Annotated in this window: 17 protein-coding genes; 7 read left to right on the forward strand and 10 right to left on the reverse strand. The window is 44.3% G+C overall.

Annotated features, from left to right (window positions below):
* Window positions 1–118 precede the first annotated feature (118 nt).
* Window positions 119–1546: a YdiU family protein gene (locus ACBR23_RS13835; protein WP_371120235.1), complete on the reverse strand. Its 1428-nt coding sequence runs from the start codon at window positions 1544–1546 to the stop codon at window positions 119–121.
* A 119-nt stretch (window positions 1547–1665) separates the two neighbouring features.
* Window positions 1666–3282, reverse strand: a complete 1617-nt coding sequence (locus tag ACBR23_RS13840; RefSeq protein WP_371120236.1) for an HD domain-containing protein — start codon at window positions 3280–3282, stop codon at window positions 1666–1668.
* Between the two features lie 165 nt (window positions 3283–3447).
* Between ACBR23_RS13840 and ACBR23_RS13845 the strand changes: the two genes are divergently transcribed.
* A complete protein-coding gene (locus ACBR23_RS13845) occupies window positions 3448–4332 on the forward strand; it encodes a 4-hydroxybenzoate solanesyltransferase (RefSeq protein ID WP_371120237.1) in 885 nt (294 codons plus the stop codon).
* Between the two features lie 70 nt (window positions 4333–4402).
* Here the strand turns inward: ACBR23_RS13845 and ACBR23_RS13850 are convergent, their stop codons facing one another.
* From ACBR23_RS13850 to ACBR23_RS13860, 3 genes are read right to left on the reverse strand one after another with little or no spacing between them, the layout of a single operon-like run.
* Window positions 4403–6493, reverse strand: coding sequence for a CHAT domain-containing protein (locus tag ACBR23_RS13850; RefSeq protein WP_371120238.1), 2091 nt, complete (start codon window positions 6491–6493; stop codon window positions 4403–4405).
* A 9-nt stretch (window positions 6494–6502) separates the two neighbouring features.
* Window positions 6503–7129, reverse strand: a complete 627-nt coding sequence (locus tag ACBR23_RS13855; protein ID WP_371120239.1) for a DUF1822 family protein — start codon at window positions 7127–7129, stop codon at window positions 6503–6505.
* Window positions 7122–7652 (reverse strand): hypothetical protein, encoded by a 531-nt coding sequence (locus ACBR23_RS13860; RefSeq protein ID WP_371120240.1) that lies wholly within the window; start codon window positions 7650–7652, stop codon window positions 7122–7124. The genes ACBR23_RS13855 and ACBR23_RS13860 overlap by 8 nt, the downstream gene beginning before the upstream one ends.
* A gap of 211 nt (window positions 7653–7863) precedes the next feature.
* Between ACBR23_RS13860 and ACBR23_RS13865 the strand changes: the two genes are divergently transcribed.
* Window positions 7864–8046 (forward strand): hypothetical protein, encoded by a 183-nt coding sequence (locus tag ACBR23_RS13865; RefSeq protein ID WP_371120241.1) that lies wholly within the window; start codon window positions 7864–7866, stop codon window positions 8044–8046.
* A 27-nt stretch (window positions 8047–8073) separates the two neighbouring features.
* Here the strand turns inward: ACBR23_RS13865 and ACBR23_RS13870 are convergent, their stop codons facing one another.
* Complete coding sequence (locus tag ACBR23_RS13870) at window positions 8074–8196, reverse strand: hypothetical protein (protein WP_371115254.1); 123 nt, start codon at window positions 8194–8196, stop codon at window positions 8074–8076.
* On the reverse strand, window positions 8183–9100 hold the full coding sequence (locus ACBR23_RS13875) for a tetratricopeptide repeat protein (RefSeq protein WP_371120242.1): 918 nt from the start codon (window positions 9098–9100) through the stop codon (window positions 8183–8185). Before ACBR23_RS13875 ends, ACBR23_RS13870 begins: the two co-directional genes overlap by 14 nt.
* Window positions 9101–9384: 284 nt before the next feature.
* On the opposite strand from ACBR23_RS13875, the gene ACBR23_RS13880 reads away from it, so the two are divergent.
* From ACBR23_RS13880 to ACBR23_RS13890, 3 genes are all read left to right on the forward strand, one after another.
* Entirely contained in the window at window positions 9385–10116 is a 732-nt protein-coding gene (locus ACBR23_RS13880) for a hypothetical protein (protein WP_371120243.1), read from the forward strand.
* A gap of 303 nt (window positions 10117–10419) precedes the next feature.
* Complete coding sequence (locus ACBR23_RS13885; protein ID WP_371120244.1) at window positions 10420–16053, forward strand: Ig-like domain-containing protein; 5634 nt, start codon at window positions 10420–10422, stop codon at window positions 16051–16053.
* A 381-nt stretch (window positions 16054–16434) separates the two neighbouring features.
* Window positions 16435–16956, forward strand: coding sequence for a hypothetical protein (locus tag ACBR23_RS13890; protein ID WP_371120245.1), 522 nt, complete (start codon window positions 16435–16437; stop codon window positions 16954–16956).
* 193 nt (window positions 16957–17149) lie between these two features.
* Here the strand turns inward: ACBR23_RS13890 and wecB are convergent, their stop codons facing one another.
* Entirely contained in the window at window positions 17150–18262 is a 1113-nt protein-coding gene (gene wecB, locus ACBR23_RS13895) for a non-hydrolyzing UDP-N-acetylglucosamine 2-epimerase (RefSeq protein ID WP_371115271.1), read from the reverse strand.
* 146 nt (window positions 18263–18408) lie between these two features.
* On the opposite strand from wecB, the gene ACBR23_RS13900 reads away from it, so the two are divergent.
* Window positions 18409–18978, forward strand: a complete 570-nt coding sequence (locus ACBR23_RS13900; protein ID WP_371115258.1) for a pseudouridine synthase — start codon at window positions 18409–18411, stop codon at window positions 18976–18978.
* 46 nt (window positions 18979–19024) lie between these two features.
* Here ACBR23_RS13900 and ACBR23_RS13905 read toward each other — a convergent pair whose 3' ends face one another.
* Window positions 19025–19852: a hypothetical protein gene (locus ACBR23_RS13905; protein ID WP_371120720.1), complete on the reverse strand. Its 828-nt coding sequence runs from the start codon at window positions 19850–19852 to the stop codon at window positions 19025–19027.
* A 225-nt stretch (window positions 19853–20077) separates the two neighbouring features.
* On the opposite strand from ACBR23_RS13905, the gene ctpB reads away from it, so the two are divergent.
* Window positions 20078–21397, forward strand: a complete 1320-nt coding sequence (ctpB, locus tag ACBR23_RS13910) for a carboxyl-terminal processing protease CtpB (RefSeq protein ID WP_371120721.1) — start codon at window positions 20078–20080, stop codon at window positions 21395–21397.
* A gap of 96 nt (window positions 21398–21493) precedes the next feature.
* On the opposite strand, the gene ACBR23_RS13915 is transcribed toward ctpB, so the two are convergent.
* On the reverse strand, window positions 21494–21931 hold the full coding sequence (locus ACBR23_RS13915) for a VOC family protein (protein WP_371120722.1): 438 nt from the start codon (window positions 21929–21931) through the stop codon (window positions 21494–21496).
* Window positions 21932–21937: the final 6 nt, after the last annotated feature.

Here is a 21937-nt window from a genome sequence, read left to right on the forward strand (position 1 = left end):
CTTCATCGTCCTGTATTAAACTCTCTCTTCTCTTCCTTCGCGTACTTCGCGCCTTCGCGGTTAAATCATTCCGATACAACCGGAATTGAGATCAACCGTCAACAACGCCCAATTCCCTTTACGAGTCTTGAATTCGCTTAACCAACTCATAAAAAGGTTGCCAATTATCCTCAATAGCTATTTGCTCCCAAACCGCCTCAATCGTCGGTCTCAACAGCGATTGTTCGGGATTGCACCTGCGTAACCTTTCCGCCATTCGATCCAGATCGTCGGAGGACAAAGTTTGCAAAACGTGACAATAAAACTGCCGCCAATGTGCTATGAAATCCGTCGGTTCCGCTTCACTAAAAATTTGACTCGCATCATCTCGCCAAGTGGGAGCGAACTGTTTTCGCAACTCAAAAAAGAAACCTTGATAATCGACTTGAGACTCCGCCAGCAATTTAATTGTCAGTTGCAACAACTCATCACCATCAGCCTCCGATAACTGCTCAAATCCCAATTTATTCAGCATCAACTGTCGATAAGCTGCATTATAATAATCGCCAAACTTTGCCAAAGCAGCATCCAGATCGGTTTGAGCGATCGCACAAACTAGCGGTTTCTGAAGTTTCTCTAAATTCCCCTGGCAAATAAACGGTTGATTCCCGTAACAATAAAGACCATAATAGTCAAAATAAGCCGCGGTAAACTTAGGATTATAAGTCGGGATAAAAGCAAAAGGTCCATAGTCAAAACTTTCTCCAGTAATCGACATATTATCAGTATTGAGCACAGCATGACAAAATCCCGCCGCCATCCACTGAGCAACTAATTCGGCTACCTTCTTGACTAATTCAGCATAGAAAAGTGCATATTTTTCCCCTGGAGCAAGACCCTCAGTGCTGGCTGCTAAATGCAATTCAGGATAGTAATATTCAATCACAAAATCTAAAAGTTTTGTAATTAAATCCGGGCGACGGATGTAATGCAATCTTTCAAAAGTACCGAACCGGATGTGAGAATGACTAAAACGTATCATGACAGACGAGCGCGTGGGAGAAGGTTCATCCCCACGCCACAAAGATTCCCCGGTTTCAACTAAACTAAAACAGCGAGATGTCCGCACTCCTAACCTATGCAAAGTTTCTGCCGCTAAAACTTCCCGAACTCCCCCTTTGAGAGTCAGTCTACCATCAGCAGACCGGGAATAAGGTGTGCGGCCCGAACCTTTGGTACCAAAGTCATAAAGTCTGCCATCAGTACCGCGAACTTGACCGTACAAAAAGCCTCTACCATCGCCTAAATTGGGATTGTATTCGTTAAATTGATAGCCGTGGTAGCGGAGTGCGAGGAAGGGACGGACGCAGTGAAATTCCCCGAATGCTTGGGTGAAATGTTCGTCGGTTACTTGTGCTGGATCTAAACCCAATTTCGGCAATAATTGGTCATTGCGAAAGCGGAGGATGTGCTGGGGAAAATCGGCCGCCGGGACTTCATCAAAATAGTCGCCACCGAGGGATTCGATGGCGGGTTCGTAGTTGAGGCTGAGCAAGGGATTGGACATTTTTGTATTTTATGCTGAAATTCGCGATCGCTCAATTATAGCGGAATAAACAAACCCCTTCGACTACGTTCAGGGATTCGACTAGGCTCAGGGATTCTACTGCGCTGAGGAAGCCGGTCTTAAACTACCACAAGATTTGGCTCTAAACTTGCCACTAATTTGAGATTGTACTCATCTTCAAAAGCAGGTTTTTTGTAATCTAAACTCCACAGTTCAAGAGCGCAATCATCATCATTATTTTTCGGTGTTAGTTGTAAATGAAACTCTCTCACTTCCGGTCTCACCTCGCATTTCAAGTTAGCAACTGCTCCAATTTGTCTCCTATCTAAAGCGACTGCTAACCGCAAAAAAGGATGTAAATTGCCAACTAATATCCGATACTTTCTGGGAAGAATCATAAAGTTTTCATGCTTCTTTTTCGGAGAACTTTTTCGGTGATAGCGCGCTAAATTAGCAATAATTTCAATCTCTGTTTCAGTGTAACCCAACAACTCGCCATTCCGAATTAAATAATAAGAATGCTTGTGGTGAGCCGAATGGCTGACATACAAACCGCAGTTGTGTAAAATTGCTGCCGCCCACAACAATTCCCGTTCTTCGGTTCCCCAATTATGCAGAATTCCTTGGGTTTGGTCGAACAAATTGAGAGTAAATGCTGCGGTTCTTTCGCTATACTCTAAATTAACTTGATATTTTTGGGCCATGTGTAAAATGCTGCGCTGGCGGATTGAACCTTGGTAACGCAAGCGGTTTTCTATCAAACCGTGAGACAGCATCCAGTCAACTATTACCCCTTCTCTCAAAGAGCGATCGCAAACCGTGAGAAATTCCATTCCTAATAGCGTCATGGCTTCCTGCAAAATCAAAGCACCAGCCAGAATAATTTCCGCCCGCTTGTCAGACATTCCCGGAATTGCCAACCTTTCGGCATAGGAAAGTTTGCGAAAACGATTGACTAAATCCCGCAAATCCTTTAAACTTAATTGATAGCCAGCCAGGGGACTTGGTACGGTTCCCAATTTTTCGCGAGCGTTAATGGCAGCTAAAGTTTCGATAGTGCCAGCAGTACCAATTAAACGGAGAGTTTCATCACCATTAAATTGAGCGCGCAATTCGTCGATCGGTCTTTCCAGCGCAATCCGAATATAAGCTTGCAAATAGGCAAACTCTTCCCTGCTAATCGGGTCAGTTTTGACAAATTCTCCAGTGAGGCGAACCGCACCAATTTTGGTACTGGTGAGACACCGAGGTTCTGCACTATCTCCTAAAATTAATTCAGTAGAACCGCCCCCTATGTCAATAATTACCTGGGATTGATTGTTAAATTCCATTCCCGAAAGAACACCGAGATAAATTCTCCGCGCTTCTTCCTGGCCGGAAATCAAGCTAACATAAAGGTCTAGTTCGTCCGCAACTTGTTTGAGAAAATCTCGACCATTAGGGGCTTCTCGAACCGCACTGGTAGCCACAGCGATTATTTGTTCCGCATTGAAGGTTTTGGCAATACCTTGAAAACGGCGCAAAGTGGCGATCGCCCTTTCCATCACCTCAGACTTCAAACACCCTGTTTTTGTTTCACAATCACCCAAGCGCACCGTATCTTTTTCTCTAGCAATAATCGTAAAAGCCGGCAATTTCGCATCGATGCGCGCCACCACCATATGAAAGGAGTTAGTACCCATATCAATAGCAGCAATAATGCGATTTGACTCCGCAGAAGCAAGTGAATTAACCATAGGAGTGTATCAGAGTTGACAGATATTTTTCATTATTTCACGAATTTACAGACTTTCACCTATTCGAGATTCCCGGTTTTCCATTTTCCGCAGCCTTGAGCTTGGGCGATCGGCACCTAAATTTTGATAAAATTAAAAATTAAAAATCTCCAATCTAAAATAGAAATGCTTACCGAGTCCGATCGCCCAACCGAATCCACACTGCTAGCCATCGTGAGGCTTTTGAGATGGGACAAGCCAGCAGGACGGCTAATTTTAATGATTCCAGCCCTCTGGGCGGTATTTTTAGCAGCCCACGGGAGGCCACCCGCAACCTTGGTGGGTGTGATTGTGCTTGGCACCTTAGCCACCAGTGCGGCGGGATGCGTCATCAACGACTTGTGGGATCGGGATATTGACCCCCAAGTCGAAAGAACGCGATCGCGCCCCCTAGCATCCCGCGCCCTGAAAGTGCAAACTGCGATCGGAGTTGCTTTAATTTCCTTTGTTTGTGCGGCCATTCTCGCCTTTTATCTAAATCCCTTAAGTTTCTGGTTGTGCGTCGCCGCCGTACCAGTAATTATCTGCTATCCCCTAGCAAAAAGATTCTTTCCAGTCCCGCAATTAGTATTATCAATAGCCTGGGGATTTGCCGTTTTAATTAGTTGGAGTGCGACGGTTGGGAAACTAGAATTAGCTACTTGGTTGCTGTGGGGTGCTGTGGTGCTATGGACCTTGGGATTTGATACCGTTTATGCCATGAGCGATCGGGAAGATGATTTGCGTTTAGGTGTGAATTCCAGTGCGCTATTTTTTGGGAATAATGCCACTAATGCTGTGGGTTTTTTCTTTTTAGCTACAGTGGGTTTATTAGTGGCTATGGGGATTAATTTACAGTTGCATATTGGTTTTTGGTTGGCTGTTTTGGGGGCGGCAATTTTGTGGTTTTTGCAGTACAGTCAACTGCGGAAGGCGGATATCCCGAATCCCGTTTATGGTCAAATATTTCGCCAAAATGTTTGGGTAGGGTTTGTCATATTGGCGGGGATGATTGTTGGGGAGATTTTTTAATAGACATAGACCATATTTATTGTTGAACAGGCCGGAAAGCCTGTTCAAAAAGCGATATTAGCAGTTATCGTCAGGTGGAAAAACGCCAAATCTTAATAGTTCTATCTCGGCTACCACTTACGAGAGTTTCTCCGTCAGGACTAAAGGCAAGACAATAAACAGTGTCTGAATGTCCTAGAGTGTGAATCGGTTCTCCGGTAAATAAATCCCAAATTCTAATAGTGCGATCGGCACTACCGCTGGCGAGATATTTGCCATCAGGACTAAAAGCAATAGCGTGAACATCATCCGTATGTCCTGTCAAGTTGCTTTTGATTTCTCCACTGCTTAAACGCCATAGTTTAATCGGTTGCTTCGCCCCGCCGCTGGCGAGAGTTTGTCCGTCGGGACTGAAGGAAACAGTATAAACGATGTTGTCGCTAAAGAAAGAACGAGTCCAACCAATAGGGCCGTCCCCAGGGCCGTTTAAATTGCGGATTTCTCTGCCTGTGTGAAGATTCCAAAGCTTGATATTGCTGTCGAAACTTCCACTAGCCATTATATTGCCGTCGGGAGCGATCGCAACGTCATGAACTGCCCAAACATGACCTCTGAGAGTGTGTCGCAATTCCCCGGTTTCGAGGTTCCAAACTTTCACGGTACTGTCAGCATGGTGTCCGCTGACTAAAGTTTTACCATTGGAGGTTAGGGCGATCGACCATACAGAAAGAACCACCCAATCATCGCCTTTGAGAGTGCGTTTTAGTTGCCAGGTTTGAGTATCCCACAATTTAATAGTGCCGTCAGGATTGGCGCTGCTGCTAGCAAGAGTTTGTCCGTCGCTGCTGAAACTAACGCAAGTCACGCCGCCAGAATGTCCGGTGAGATTTTCGAGAAGTTCTCCTGTTGTCAAGTTCCATACTTTAATCGTTTGGTCCAGACTGCAACTAGCGAAAATTTGACCATCTGGGTGAATCGCGACTGATTTAATAATGTCTGAATGATCTGTGAGAGTATTTTCGGTTTTCCAAGTTTTTTTAAGTTCCCGAAATGATTCTTGAAATTTTGTTTCAGTTTTACTGAGAAAACCTTGCCAAGTCGGAGGTTCTACAGCGGGATTTTGACAAATTATGGGCAACCAAGTCGCCCCCGGAAATTCCTTGTCTAGACCTTCTGTCTCCAAACGTTCCCGTGCTTTCCGTGCTGCTAAATATAAAGGTTCTCCACTTGAGTACGCCGTCAGAAAATATTTCAAAAACTCTTGAGCAATCCGATCGGGTACAGGTTCCCGCATCACAATAACTAGCGGAATGTGCAAATCAGCTAAATTTTCTGCTAACTTCAAACCATCACAGGAATTAAAAATAGCCAACTGCAAGCCGTTTTCTATAGCGCAGCGCAAACCGTGCTTCAAATCTAGCAGGGTGAGTGTTTCATCGGAATTGATAGCCAGATTGCCACTGTTACTATCACTCCAACTGTGACCAGCAAAAAATAATATATCCCAGTTTTTCTCCCAAAGGCTATCGCTTAATTGTTTCCGTCGAGGTTCGGGAAGAAAAAGTGGTTCAGTATTAGGTAAACTTTTGAGAAACTTCTGATCGACTTGAACATCAATTCCTTGGCTACAACCCAAAATAGATAATATTTTTATGTTAAACTTTCCTCTTGACGCTGTAACATTTCTGGGAATTTCTGTATTTTCAGGGGGGCTGAGGACAATTTCAGAATTGGTGTATGTATCCGCAAATAAATCCCATTCCTGCCAAGGAATTTTTTTCAGTAACTCATCTTTGGTTTGAATAAATACCCTAATTTCGTCTTTTTTATCTAATTCTCCTATAAGTCTTTCCCTGATTTTTTGAAACTCGCTATCATCAGACTTTCTCAACCACTCTTTAATGCTTTCTCTTAATTTTTGAGATGATTGGCTACAATCTTCGGGAACCTTGCCAACATCGTTGATAGTTTCTCCCTTCCTGGCTCGAAAACACCAGTCCATGCGTAAATATTTTTTCTGCCAACTTTGATATATTTCAGGAATCTTTGGTGCTGCGGGAAATCTGCCATCAGCTTCTAAAAAAGCAGAATTTCCTGCTTGGTAAATTCGCAAGTTAACTTTAAACCCTTGGTCAAAATTGCCATTATTAATTTTTAAGAAAACCAACTTTACACCTGACATTTTTATCGCCTACCTTGTTGGGAATAAAAGAAAATTTTCTATTTGCTTGAAATCACCCAAAGAAACTTCTATCCGAAATGCTTCTCCAGGTAAAAAGAATAATTCTTGTATCATTCCCTCACTTTGTAATGGTGCTTGAAGTTCTACTAAAGTTTCTTCTGATTCATACACATCCAGCTTAAGGTTTTCTGGCAGATAAGTTTGACTGCCAATAGGATAGACTCCTAATATTGTGCTGATTTCTTGGTTTTCCGCTGTTGCTATATCGAGAATTAAAGCTACTGTACGATCGCCTAATTGAATTGATTTAGCTCGTTTTACAGCTTGCGATCGAAAAGCTGGATTCCGTATGCTCTTACCAAAAACTTCTTCTAATGTCAGCCATGCTTCCTGAATAGCTTCAACAAAATTATTCTGGAACCATTGGCTCAAATTTATGACTTTTGGCTGTGCTACCAGTTGAGATTCTACAATGGCTCCTACATCCAGCACTTCTATCCCCAGTAAATCACTCAGTTCCCCTGCTTCAAAGAGACTCATCATCCGGTAAAAATCTTCCTGAGATCCTTTGAAAACAAACAAAGTGCTGCTACTCATTTCTTCTTGTTGCTGATTTTTATCAATTTCATTATTCATTTCTTAGCATCTCTATAATTTCTATTTCAATTCCAATGGTTTTCAATTGATTTTGCATTTCAAGGTCAGATATTTTATTACCTTTGACTCTGGCAATGAACATAAACCTTTGCATTTCTACTTGAGGTGATTGCTGATTTTTTTTACATCCTGTATCGCGCATAAATGATACAATTTTAGGCCAAGGTGGCAAGCGTTTTTCTTCATATATGCTCATCATTTCTTTAATATAAAGGTGTACTGTTTTTGACATATCTGCACTCAGATTTTCACCCTTTTTACTGATTTCTGGATCTTTGGTATTGAGATCTTCTATTGTCGGGGTTTTATATTTAACCATTCTAAAAGCTTTTTCATACCTTGACAACAAACATAAACACAAACATAAATAGGAAATTTCCCTAGAAGAAAGTTGGCTTTTTTTTACTGATTTTAGTCTATTTAAAATACAGTTAATATCGAGATTCTCTCTCTGTTCTGCTTCCTGACATTCCAGGCAAGGGGGATTTGATATGTTGGTCATCTTAGCAACGCTCTTTAAGGTTGAGTAACAGACTTCACGTACAGCAGTCTATTAGGAGAGGTATTTTTAACCTTTCCAACTTAATTCCCCAACTTGTTTTGGATTGTTGGGTTCCATGTTGGAATCAGACATTTATAGAGTGGGTATGTAGACAGCAGTTAGGCCTAACTCAGTTGTCCTTTGTTCAAAAAATTGACTTGGAGACAAGAGTATGAATTGCAAAGTCTTGATTTCACCCCTCCTCATCTGCTCGATCGCATTCGCCAACATAAGTCTGGTACTAGCGGCAGTTTCAGGTGCTTCCATCGCCCGCATCGCCTTTGGGTCAGCCACCAATCACATCATACCCCAAATATGTATAGATGAATATGGCAATGAATACCCATGTCCTTGATTAATTAGTCATAGACCCCATGGGGTATCAGAAACCGGGTTTTCCTAAGAAAATATACAGTTTGCAGCCCGCAAATTTAGTCAAAAACCCGGTTTTTTTAGTCAGAGTGCGATCGCGCTGCGATCGCACTTTACCTTTAATTACAACCATTTATTTGCTTCAGACGCTGACGAGCCTTACCAATGTAAAAATCTTCATCGGGTCGATCGCACTTAGCATATTCCAGGCATTTTTTCCAAGCAGTCGCAACTTCTGCATGGTTCCCCAGATTTTCGTAAACTTCCGCCATAATGCCATAAGTTAAACCCCGATCGCTCTGTAGTTTCATAGCCTGTTGCAAATTGCTCAAAGCTTCTTCATAGCATCCTTGTTCCTTCCAAGCCCAAGCAAGATAAGTTAACAACCCTGCTTTGACTATTTTGTCATGCTTAACTTTCTCCGTTTCCACCAGTTTTAAACCTAGCCCAATTTTTTCAACGGATTTCCGCAAATCTTTATATTCAATGATATACAAGCGGCCCAACTTGCAGTAAGCCGCAGCAAATCCTAGGAATGCCGCCTCCTGATATAGTTGAATAGCGCGATCGACTATTCCCGCTTCTTCATACATCAATGCCTGATTGTAATAAGTTGCTGCATTATCTGGATTAATTTTAATAGCTAGCTCGAAGTGTTTTCTCGCTTCAATTAATTGCCCAGCTTCTTTTAATTTAAACCCTCGATTGTTAGCATCCTTCGCCTCCCCAATAAAAGTCACTTCTATTGGTGGGGGCACAGGCTGCGAGCGCTTTTTGATTGCTGCTTCCATCGCCAGCCTGAATCTTTTTTTAGTAACTTTTGTTCCTTCCCCAATCACCTCAGATACTAGAGCCCACAAACCTTGTGCTAGCCTTCTCTCGATATAGCTAGGTTTGTAGCCATAAATGTTCATATCCGCATAATCCACATCCAGCCAGCTTAGTCGAATTATCTCTTTTTCCGCCCAATCCAGCGATCGGCCCTTCTTTTCCAAAACCCAGGCATCTAAGACCTTCAACATTTGTTCCACTTCCATTGCTTTCCCCAGTTAATCTATTTTTTAGTAATTATAAGATGATTTTTGTGATTTTTGTGATTTTTTCATAAAAATTGTGAACTTTCTGTGTGAATTTTAGCCTTGTTTTGATTATGCCACTCCGGGAAAATGTGTAGAAGTAACAACTGTACCAAACTAGGTTTAGGTGAGCTGTCCGAATTGTACCTAAAGTCTGCGAGTTAGTTTAATCATTTTTCATCTCTACCAACCTAAACCAAAGTTTGCACGGTGTTACATCGGGTACATTTACTAAAATGGTGATTATGGAGCGCATAAATGAATTGAGGTTGAAACTGGAAAAATATTCCGATCGCACTCCCCAAGACGAATTATTATGTGAACTAATTTTAGCAATTTGCTCGGAATCAGTGGATATTATCCAGCGTCGAAAATTAGTCGATCGATTATTTCGGAAACTGCAACTCTCACCAAAATTGTCAAAAGTTTCTCATCCCTATTATTTACAAGCCCAGAATAAAACTTGGCTATGGTTAAACAAGCACCTTCACGAGTTTAATCCCAAACGTTCTCCGATTCAAGCCAGTCTCGTCACTTGGGTTAACGGTCATCTCAGGTATCGAATTCAAGATTTATATACTTCCAAAAATAGCAAAAATCAAAACACACTTCCTTTAGAGGCTTTAGAAACAAGTGGATTTTATGGATGTTTGGATGCTTTGGACTTGGAAATCGAACGGATTGACAGAGAAGAAAAACAAGCTTTAGTACGGGATATAGCCAATTATTTCCAGGGAGATCCACAACAGGAACTGCGCAACAGTCATCCTCGCAACCGTCCCGACTGCAACTGCCAAATAATTGCTCAAAAATTACTTTTGGATGAATCGCCAGCCAAAATGGCAACCATCGCCCGCCAGTTGAATATCAAGGAACAAACTATTCGCTCTTTTTGGAGGCGTACAGGATTTTCCAAAATCAAAAAAATAGCGGTAAAAATTGCTGAAAAATACCCACAAGTTCTAGCTGAATTGTGATTGAATATAAATTTTATTTGAGGATTCATGTTTGTGTGTCGCTCTTGCAGCGGGAACCGCTGTAGTTGCTCCCGGTTGAGACGACAGAAAGCAGTAGCCCTAGGGCTGCTGCTTAATTTGCTTTGGCTATGTGGCATGGATGGGCGATTTACCTCAGTAAAGATACTGACTTACTAGGCCAATTAGCCTAGATTTTTGAGAGTTATTGCTGATGCGATCGATGTGAAACAATGATATTGTTATTGTTAATTATACACTGGGTAAATAAATAAAACAACTTTGTGAATAATTAACAGATCTATAATGGCATTTTTGCCAGACGATATCCCCACATTTTTCCGAGCTATCAATCAATACAGGAACTGCATCATCATGGCTACAAATTTCAACCCCAATCGTGTAATACTCAAACTGAGACCCACCACAAATTCAAGTCAAATTACCAATTTGCAGGCAGAAATCGGAGTGACCAACGTCACCAAAGCTTCACAACTTGGCATTGACATTTGGCAGATTCCTTCAGGAAAGGTTGAACAAACAATATCCGCTTATAAGAACGATCCCCGCATTGAATACATAGAGCCGGATTATATTATCACCCTTGAAGATATCCAAAAACCGAGTCCTACTCAAGAAAAATTAGCCACAATTACACCCCAAGCCACAACTCCCAATGACCCTAGCTATACCCAATTATGGGGACTCAACAACACAGGTCAAAGTGGCGGAACAGCCGATGCAGACATCGATGCCCCCGAAGCCTGGGATATTCAAAAAGGAAACCCCAACTTAGTTATCGGCGTTATTGATACGGGCGTTGATTACAACCACCCCGACTTAGTGGGAAATATCTGGACAAATCCAGGGGAAATCGCCGGAGATGGCATCGATAACGACAATAACGGATATATAGACGACACTCGCGGCTGGGACTTTGCCTATAACGACAATAACCCGATGGATGTGCAGGGACATGGTACCCATGTTTCGGGAACCATTGCGGGAAAAGGCAATAACGGAGTTGGAGTGACAGGGGTTGCTTGGAATGCCAAGATTATGCCACTTAAGTTTTTAGATGATAGTGGTTCGGGCGCTACATCCAATGCGATTTTGGCGATTAACTATGCAACGGCGAAGGGAGTCAAACTTACTAATAACTCTTGGGGTGGCGGAGGCTACAGTCAAGCCCTATCCGATGCCATCAATACTGCCGGACAACAGGGAGCTTTATTTATTGCCGCGGCGGGTAATAGTTCACTGAACACAGACATAACGCCTGCTTATCCTGCCAGCTACAACCTATCTAATATTATTTCTGTTGCCTCAACCACCCGCACCGATGGACTTTCTTCTTTCTCCAATTATGGAGCCACCACTGTAGATTTAGGTGCGCCCGGATCTGATATTTATAGCACCACACCCGGAGCAAATTATGCCACTTACTCTGGGACATCGATGGCATCTCCCCATGTCACCGGCGCGGCGGCGTTGTTGTGGTCTCAAAATCCCACTTGGACAGCACAGCAAGTTAAAGACAAGCTGATGCAAACAACTGATCCTATTTCCGCTTTGAGTGGTAAGACTGTTTCAGGAGGTCGGTTGAACATTAACAATGCTTTGGCCGGCTCTACCCCACCACCATCGACGGCTAATGATAACTTTGCTAACCGGATTCTGCTAAGTGGCGCACCTGTGAGTACCACAGGCTCAAATATTGGAGCCACCGGAGAAGTAGGTGAACCTATCCAAAGTGGGACAACTAACTCGGTGTGGTGGTCTTGGACTGCACCCAGTAGCAACACTTTTGTGGTAGACACAAAGGGCAGTAATTTTGATAGTTACTTGTCCATTTTCACAGGCGCGGCGGTTAATAACCTAAGTCTGATTAGCTTTGATGATGATGGAGGGGGGAATAACACTAGCCTGATCAGCCTGAATGCGACAGCCGGGACAACCTATCAAATTGCTGTTGATGGTTATAACAGTAATACCGGTGCGATTCAACTTAATATTGCTACGACTGCCGATATCACCCCACCCACAGCAAGCAGTTTCAGCCCCGCTGATAATGCCATAGGGGTTGCCGTTGGTGCTAACTTAGTTATCAACTTCAGCGAAGCTATCCAAAAAGGCACTGGCAATCTGGTCATCAAGAAACTGTCTGATAATTCGGTGGTAGAAACCATTGCCGTAACTGCTGCTAATATCACAGTTGCTGGTACTCAACTCACGATTAATCCCACAGCAGATTTAGGCCAAGGCACTGATTACTACGTGGAAATTGCCAACGGTGCAATTAAAGATATTGCTGGCAACAATTATGCTGGTATTACTGGCAATAGCACCTGGAATTTCACAACCGCCACCGCTGCCGATATCACCCCACCGACAGCCAGCAGTTTCACTCCCGCTGATAATGCCATAGGGGTTGCCGTTGGTGCTAACTTAGTTATCAACTTCAGCGAAGCTATCCAAAAAGGCACTGGCAATCTTGTCATCAAGAAACTGTCTGATAATTCGGTGGTAGAAACCATAGCGGCAACTGCTGCTAATGTCACAGTTAGTGGTACTCAACTCACGATTAATCCCACAGCAGATTTAGGCCAAGGCACTGATTACTACGTGGAAATTGCCAACGGTGCAATTAAAGATATTGCTGGCAACAATTATGCTGGTATTACCGGCAATAGCACCTGGAATTTCAAAACTGCCACCGCTGCCGATATCACTCCACCGACAGCCAGCAGTTTCACTCCCGCTGATAATGCCATAGGGGTTGCCGTTGGTGCTAACTTAGTTATCAACTTCAGCGAAGCCATCCAAAAAGGCACTGGCAATCTAGTCATCAAGAAACTGTCTGATAATTCGGTGGTAGAGACGATCGCGGCAACTGCTGCTAATGTCACAGTTAGTGGTACTCAACTCACGATTAATCCCACAGCAGATTTAGGGCAAGGCACTGATTACTACGTGGAAATTGCCAACGGTGCAATTAAAGATATTGCTGGCAACAATTATGCTGGTATTACCGGAAATAGCACTTGGAATTTCACAACTGCCACCGCTGGCGGGCTACTACAGACAATTACACCCGACTTTGATAGTGCTACCGCCGGAAATCAAACCACCAAAGGCTTCAGGCCCAATAACTCCGTCGGAGTCGATGTCAAATATTCCACATCCGATAACAACAACAGCCTAGCATCCTCCTTCGGGTTTAAGCTGCACTACGACTCCTCACAACTAAACTTTGTCAATCTTACCAATCCGTTGTCAACTCCCGTAACACCGACTATCGGTACGACCGAGACAGACACCGCGAACGAAGATAACGACCCCGCCACCGATAAAGTAATTAATGTGGCTTGGCTGAATTTCGGTGGTGCGGCTTGGCCGAATACTGCTCTACCCGCTAACTTATACAAAGCCAACTTCACGGCATCATCCACCTACACAGGCACAAACGTCAACTTTAGCAGTAATAACGCCTCCCCTGGATATAGCTTTTCACCCACATCCGCAGTCTTGACTCTGGCACCACCGGTCAGTTTAGATGCTGATGGTAACAATGCAGCCCAGGGAGCCACCGACGGGGTTTTGATTGCCCGCCATCTGTTTGGTTTTACTGGTACTACCCTCACGAATGGGGCGATTGGTACTGGGGCCACCCGCACCACTGCTACAGACATACAAACTTACCTGGAAAATGGTCGGACGACGATGCTAGATGCCGATGGCAACGGTGTCGCACAGGGAGCCACGGACGGGGTTTTGATTGCTCGATATCTGTTTGGTTTTACTGGTACTACCCTAACTAATGGAGTCATTGGTACTGGTGCTACTCGCACTACTGCGACTCAGATTCAGCAATTCTTAAGCTCGTATTTGCCCACAGCCCCTGCATCTAGTAATAGCGTAATTACTAATAGTAATGGCGTAATTACTAATAGTGGCGCTACCCAAAATATTAGCGCAAACGCCACCACTCAGAATGTAGCTCCGGGTAGTTCAGTTTCAATTGATGCCAAGTATTCGACATCGGATAACAACAGCACCCTGGCATCCTCCTTCGGATTTAAACTGCACTACGATTCTTCCAAGCTTAACTTTGTCAATTTTGCGAATCCAGGGGTATTGTCAACTCCCGTAGCACCGACTATCGGCACTCCAGAGGCGGACACCCTGGATGAAGATAACGACGCCTCCACTGATAAAGTGATTAATGTGGCTTGGCTGAATATCAACGGTGTGGCTTGGCCAAACGTGGCTTCACCGACCACCCTATACAAAGCCAACTTCACCGCGTTACCTACTTTTACGACTGGGAATGCTAAGGTCAACTTTAGCAGTAAAAATACTTCTCCTGGTTATAGCTTCCAAGGAACAGGAACAGTTATCACTGCCGATACAATCGCACCGACAGCCAGCAGTTTCACTCCGGTTGATAATGCCACAGGGGTTGCAGTTGGTGCTAACCTAGTTGTCAATTTCAGTGAAGCCATTAAAAAAGGCACTGGGAATCTGGTCATCAAGAAACTGTCTGATAATTCGGTTGTAGAAACGATCGCGGCAACTGCTGCTAATGTCACAGTTGGTGGCACTCAACTCACGATTAATCCGACAGCAGATTTAGGTCAAGGTACTGATTACTACGTGGAAATTGCCAACGGTGCGATTAAAGATATTGCTGGCAACAATTATGCTGGTATTACCGGAAATAGCACCTGGAATTTCAAAACTGTTGCACCCGCCGATATCACCCCACCGACAGCCAGCAGTTTCACTCCGGTTGATAATGCCACAGGGGTTGCCGTTGGCGCTAACCTAGTTGTCAATTTCAGTGAAGCCATTAAAAAAGGCACTGGCAATCTGGTCATCAAGAAACTGTCTGATAATTCGGTTGTAGAAACGATCGCGGCAACTGCTGCTAATGTCACAGTTGGTGGCACTCAACTCACGATTAATCCGACAGCAGATTTAGGTCAAGGTACTGATTACTACGTGGAAATTGTCAACGGTGCAATTAAAGATATTGCTGGCAACAATTATGCTGGTATTACCGGAAATAGCACTTGGAATTTCAAAACTCAGGGAACCGCCGCCATTAATGGCACTGCTGGCGCTGATAACTTAACTGGAACTGCCAATGCAGATATCATCAATGGGTTAGCCGGCAACGACACCCTCAACGGGGGTGCAGGAAACGACACCCTGGATGGTGGTAATGATAACGATCTTTTAGATGGAGGACTCGGAAACGACCAACTTAAAGGTGGATTGGGGAACGATATTTATGTTGTCGATAGCGTCGGAGATGTCGTCACTGAACTTGCAGCTCAAGGAACCGACTTGGTGCAATCTTCTGTCACCTACACCTTACCGGCAGAAGTGGAAAACCTTACCTTAACTGGCACTACGGCGATTAACGGCACGGGCAACGGTTTAGCGAACACTATTGCAGGCAACGCTGCCAATAATACGCTCAACGGGGGGGCTGGTCAAGATACTCTAACGGGTGGTACGGGTGCGGATACCTTCCTGTTCCAGTTTGGACAATCCCCTGTATCCGCGAGCGATCGCATTACCGACTTGGCGATCGGCAGTGATAAAATCGACTTGCTGACCCAAGGTGGAGCAGCTATGGGTGCGCCCAGTAGCTTTAGCCGTGCTGCTAATAGCGCTGCTACTACCTTACAAAATGTCATAACTCAAGTGTTTACCGATGCTAATGGAGCATTAGCCGGAAACCAAGCTCTAGGAATTAATAGCGCTGCTTTAGTTGTGGTTACAACGGCTTCAATCGCAGGTACTTACCTTGTGATTAATGATGGTACTGCTGGTTTTCAGGCGAGTAACGATTTAGTGATCAACTTAACCGGATCTACCGGGACGTTACCCGCTTTGGGCACTATTCCCGTTACCAATTTCTTTGTGTAACTATAACCTCAAGGATTGGCGCTGCATTATATAAGGATGATCGGTCAATCCAAATTGGAAAAAGTAGCGAAGAAACCCGGTTTTGAGAAAGTCCGACAGGGAATTAATTCCCTGTCGGACTTTGTTTGTATACTCATTGTGACTGTTGAGTTATATCGTTTCCGGCTGCATCGGAATGATTTAACCTTACTAGAACGCAGAGAACACAGAGGGAGATAAGAGAGATGAATAATTCCGATGTTACCGGATTTGATATTATGCCTTAGCCGCCAATAAAGTAGACAGTTATGGGTACAGCATCACCACCTTACGTCCTAATTTTACTCGGCGATCGATCGCCCAAACTGGTAAAATTCTAGCAAATTCCACAGGAAATTCAAGATGAGACTCAGCAAAATCAACTTATGTGCGATCGGTGCCATCCTCACTTTCGGGATTTTAGTCACAGCCCAAGCAGAGGGAGGAATCGCACAGTTCACTTTCCGCAACAAATCCACTCAAAAGTTAGCACAAACTCCCCCACCTCCTCCCCCTGCCACATTACCAGTAATCCCACAGACAGCACCCCCTATTAGTAGCGAATCCCTGCCGGATCAAGTAGCTTTAGCAACCCATTTGCAGACCATTAGAGCGAGAATGTACGGTGCTTACTGGTGTCCTTATTGTCACAAACAACAAGAACTTTTTGGCAAAGAAGCATTGACTGCAATTACTTACATTGAGTGCGATCCCAGAGGAAAAGATGCTCAGCCAGATTTATGCAAAGCCGCCAATATCAAAGCTTATCCCACCTGGGAAATTGGGGGTAAATATTATACAGGAATGCAATCATTGGAAAAACTTGCTATCTTATCGGGGTATAAAGGTACTCGCAACTTTCAGCCCCAAGTTCCTGCTCCTTAAAATAGACGAAGGATGCCGGCTGGGATTTCAACTCGGTTTCCATAGCACATCGGAATGATTTAACCGCAGAGAACACAGAGGACACAGAGGGAGAGAATAGAAATCTGAATTATTCAGTTGAAGAAAGGATTTGATAGAATTTGACGTGATAGTTGAAAGTTGACCGAGCACCTTAACAGGCTTGGCGGTTGCTCTAACTCAAATACTCCTTAACAATTTTCAAAATCCGTGCCGCCGCCAAACCGTCTCCAAAAGGATTGATTGCCATTGCCATTGCGTTGTAAGCATCGGCATTGCTCAGTAATTCGGCGGCGGAGTCTGCTATTAAATCGGCATCTGTACCGACGAGTTTAGCAGTGCCGGCGGCAATTGCTTCTGGTCTTTCTGTGGTTTCTCTTAATACTAAAACAGGCTTCCCTAAACTGGGTGCTTCTTCTTGTAAGCCGCCAGAATCTGTGAGGATTAAATAGGCTCTTTGAATCGCTCCTACTAATTCTGCGTAATCTAAAGGTTCAGTTAAAAAGACTCTGGGATGGTTGCCCAAAATAGCTTGTAAAGGTTCTCTAACTGTGGGATTTTTGTGCAGTGGTAATAACAAGGCTGTGTCTGGGAATTGCGCTAAAATTTTGAGAAATGCCTTGGCAATTCCTTGTAATGGTTCTCCCCAATTTTCGCGGCGGTGAACTGTGGCTAAAATAGTGCGATATTTGCTCCATTCTAAGTTGGGAATATTACATTCTGGTTCGCGTTTGGCTACTCCCAGCAAAGCATCAATCACTGTGTTGCCTGTACGGTGAATTTGTCCCAAAACGCCCGATCGCACCAAATTTTCCGCAGCTAGGGCTGTTGGGGCAAAATGCAGCCGTGTGAGCTGAGATATCAACCGGCGGTTAGCCTCTTCTGGGTAAGGATTCAACAGGTCGTCTGTTCGTAATCCGGCTTCTACGTGACCTAGAGGTATTTTTTGGTAAAATGCAGCTAAAGCAGCGGCAAAAGCTGTGGTTGTGTCTCCTTGTACTAGGACAATTTTTGGTTGTAGTTCTTTGAACAATGCTTCTAAACCTTGCAGACTGCGGCAAGTAATGTCTGTCAAGGTTTGCTGGTGTTGCATTATTGCTAAATCTCGATCGGCTTTTAGATGGAACAGTCCCATGACTTGCTCGACCATTTCTCGATGTTGGCCTGTTAATATTACTTGGGTGTCAAAGGATGGGGAATTTTTGAATTGTTGAATTACTGGGGCTAGTTTAATTGCTTCTGGGCGGGTTCCTAGGACGATGCAAACTCGGTGTGTGGATTCGGGCATGGTATAGCAATTGACAGTTGACAGTTGACAGTTGACAGTTGACAGTTGACAGTTGACAGTTGACCGTTGACAGTTGACCGTTGACAGTTGACCGTTGACAGTTGACCGTTGACAGTTGACCGTACATTTTTATTTTTTAATTTGTCATGCCTTATCGTTATATTCTCTTTTACAAACCTTACGATGTTTTAACTCAATTCACTGACAACTCAGGAGAAACTAAACGCAGAACTCTGAAAGATTATATTCCGATTCCTGACGTTTATGCGGTGGGAAGGCTCGATCGCGATAGTGAAGGCTTGTTGTTGCTAACGGATGATGGACTAATGCAGCACCGACTCAGTGACCCGAAATTCGCTCATCCCCGTACTTACTGGGTGCAAGTGGAAGGGATTCCTGATGCTGGTGCGATCGCTACTTTGCAGACTGGTGTCACTATTCAAGATTATCGGACTCGATCGGCAAAAGTGCAATTATTATCAGCGGAACCCCTTTTACCACCACGGGAACCGCCGATTCGATTTCGCAAGCATATACCCACAGCATGGCTGGAAATGACCCTGACAGAAGGCCGCAATCGACAAGTCCGCAGGATGACCGCAGCAGTGGGCTTCCCGACGTTGCGGTTGGTTAGATGTGCGATCGGACATTTGCGTCTAGAAGGCCTAAATCCCGGTGAGTGGCGCGAACTAACCCAAGCTGATTTGAGATTTTAAATGGGATAATTACCAATACATTTAAAAGTAAACCCCCAAGATTCAACTACTTTCTCGGTGGTAAAATAAAACTCTCTTTTCCATTTTTATCCTTTCGCACCTGAGCTCCCAATTTGACAAGAGCTTGTTTCGCCCTTTGGCGCACAAAATTGTCTTTTGTTTGAGCATAAACCATATTCCAAGCAGAAAAGCGTACCTGGACGCTATCCGGGTCTCGACGCAAATACTCAGCAGTAGCACGAAACATCGGTGCTAATTTCTGACCTTGTGGTGTTTTTTCTGCCCAGTCAGCAGCCATTTCGTGCGATCGAATAGACTCAGGAATATCACCCAGCAGCAGCAATTCGTCAAGTCCTTTATTTCGCCATACCGTCCACGCTTGGGGGTCAATTTGTGGCGACAGGGCATTAGTGCCGCGTTCCATTAACTCGACGGCAATTTCTGGTTTTGCTTGGTAAAAAGAAACAGCAACTGACAGAAATGGGTAAATTTCCACTCGCCTGGGGTCTCGTCTAGTGATGATGTCAAAATAATCTTGACTAAGGCTGTAACCTGTGATGTCTCTGGCTTCGTCATCGCCAAAATATTGCAAAAATTTCAGAAATGTCCAATCTGCAATTAAATTGTCAAACCCAAAACTGGGGATGGCTTTGAGAATTTTCAGCCGCAGGGCTTCTTGCTGTTCGGATTGCTTGAAAGTAGCGGCCGAGATGGTCGGTAAGGGCTTTCCCCCCTCAGTTTCCCTAGCAGAAATTCCGCCGAATTGCTCCTGGGACTGCATGGTAATGACCCCGCAAGCGGCTGCTATACCAATAACTCCACAGAGGAGCAGACTCAACCACTTTTGGTAAAATTGTTCGACTTTAGCTTGCACGGCACTTGGAAATTTAGGATATTAATTAAGTTTAAAGGATTAGTCGGTCAGCGTAAAATTCAGTAAAATAGATTGGTGATTGGTTGGCGATCGGTGAAAAAGCTAGTTAAACTGTTCAAAAGGATGCCATAGCCTCCGCAACAAAGTTTATTTACACTGATTTGAGATTTTTTAGCAATCGAAAATCTTCCATCAAAAATCTAAAATAGAATTGAGCGAAATTCAATGAATGTAGCCCGCAGACGCTTTTCTAAATTACAGGCAGCCCTGTTCAGTGGGGCTCTGGCCACAACCGCTTCCATATCTTTGCTTGTACCCGGCCTGAGTCAATCCGTCCGTGCTGAGCTTCAAGATAGCCCTAAAGCTGTTTTAGACGAAGCTTGGCAAATCGTGAACCGAGAGTATGTTGATGGCAGCTTTAACAAGACTGACTGGCAAGTCACCCGCCAAGATTTGCTGGGCCAAAATTATACCTCTCGCGAAGCAGCCTATACTTCTCTCCGCAAGGCATTAGAGAAGTTAAACGACCCCTACACCCGCTTCATGGACCCGAAGCAGTACGAAGCGTTGACTAATCAAACCTCTGGGGAACTGACAGGGGTAGGGATGAGGCTGGAAGCGGACGAGAAAACTAAGGCGATTACGGTGGTTGAGCCGATGGAAAATTCCCCCGCCCTCAAGGCTGGGATTCAAGCGGGCGATCGCATTTTGGTGATTGATGGTAAACCTACTACAGGCATGACTGTTTCTGATGCTGCTCAAATAATTCGGGGCGCTGAAGGCACTAAAGTCACGTTGCGGATTGCTCGGCCTGGTAAAAGTGAGTTTGATATTACCCTGACTAGGGCCAGAATTGAGGTAGCCGCAGTTCGCTACAGCCTCAAAAATGAAGGAGGTAAGAAAGTCGGTTATATCCGTTTGCAAGAGTTTAGCTCCCACGCCGGAGAACAAATGCAAGCGGCAATTAAAAAGCTCTCGGATCAGAAAGTTGATGCTTTTGTGTTGGATTTGCGTGGCAATCCAGGGGGTTTGCTACGTGTGAGCATTGATATTGCCAGGATGTGGATGGATACCGGGGCTATCGTCCGTACAGTCGATCGAGCCGGAGATTCTCAGGAAATGAAGGCAAATCGGACTGCTATTACTGACAAGCCTTTGGTGGTGCTTGTAGATGACAATTCTGCCAGCGCCAGCGAGATTTTGGCTGGTGCTCTCAAGGACAATAAACGCGCGACGGTGATGGGTGGTCAAACTTTTGGCAAAGCTTTAGTACAATCGGTGCATTCTTTGTCTGATGGTTCGGGATTGGCGGTGACGATCGCTCACTACTATACTCCCAACGGTACTGATATTAGTCACAAGGGCGTTACTCCCGATGTCAAAGTCGAAGTCACCGATGCACAAAAGCTGAAATTAGCTAACAAACCGACTTTGGTTGCTACTAAGGACGATCCTTGTTACGCCCAGGCGATCGCACTTTTGAAAACTACCGCTTCCTCAGCTCGTCCAGTTGCTGCTAATGAAGTTGTGGTTCCTCAGAAGTAGATTAAATTGGCACTTAACAATTAGCTTTAAGATAAAACCCGCCGACGCGGGTTTTATTTTAGTGAAGAGGCTAGTGTTGCACGATCTGGAATTGCATCAGTTATTCAGACGCCAAATAAACTCTAAAGGTAAACCATCTGTATCGGCAATAAAAGCTACTTCGTAAACACGATCGCCGATCGCCTGTTGAGTCGGTTCTAATAAAACTTTCAGCGGCTGAAACTGGCTTGGTTCCTCAGAAGCTGCTTGCTCAAACCGTTGTTTGAGAGACTCTAACCAAGTAGGCAAGTCAGATGTCACCTCAGTTAAATCAAAGGATAGATGATAATATCCAACATAATGCTCGTCTCCAAAAGCATCAGGGGCTGGTTTGGGTTCCGGGATTTGGATGAGTTCAATGCGTCCGTTGAGGCCTTCCATCCAACAGGCTAGGGTGTAACCTGTAGTAAAGCGATCGCACACAGTAAATCCCAACTGTTCGTAAAAGGCGATCGCCCGGTGAATATTAGCAGTACGAATCGAGGCGTGGTGCATTTAACT

Origin of the sequence: Microcoleus sp., assembly GCF_041354475.1 — a bacterium.
Classification (GTDB): Bacteria; Cyanobacteriota; Cyanobacteriia; order Cyanobacteriales; family Microcoleaceae; genus Microcoleus.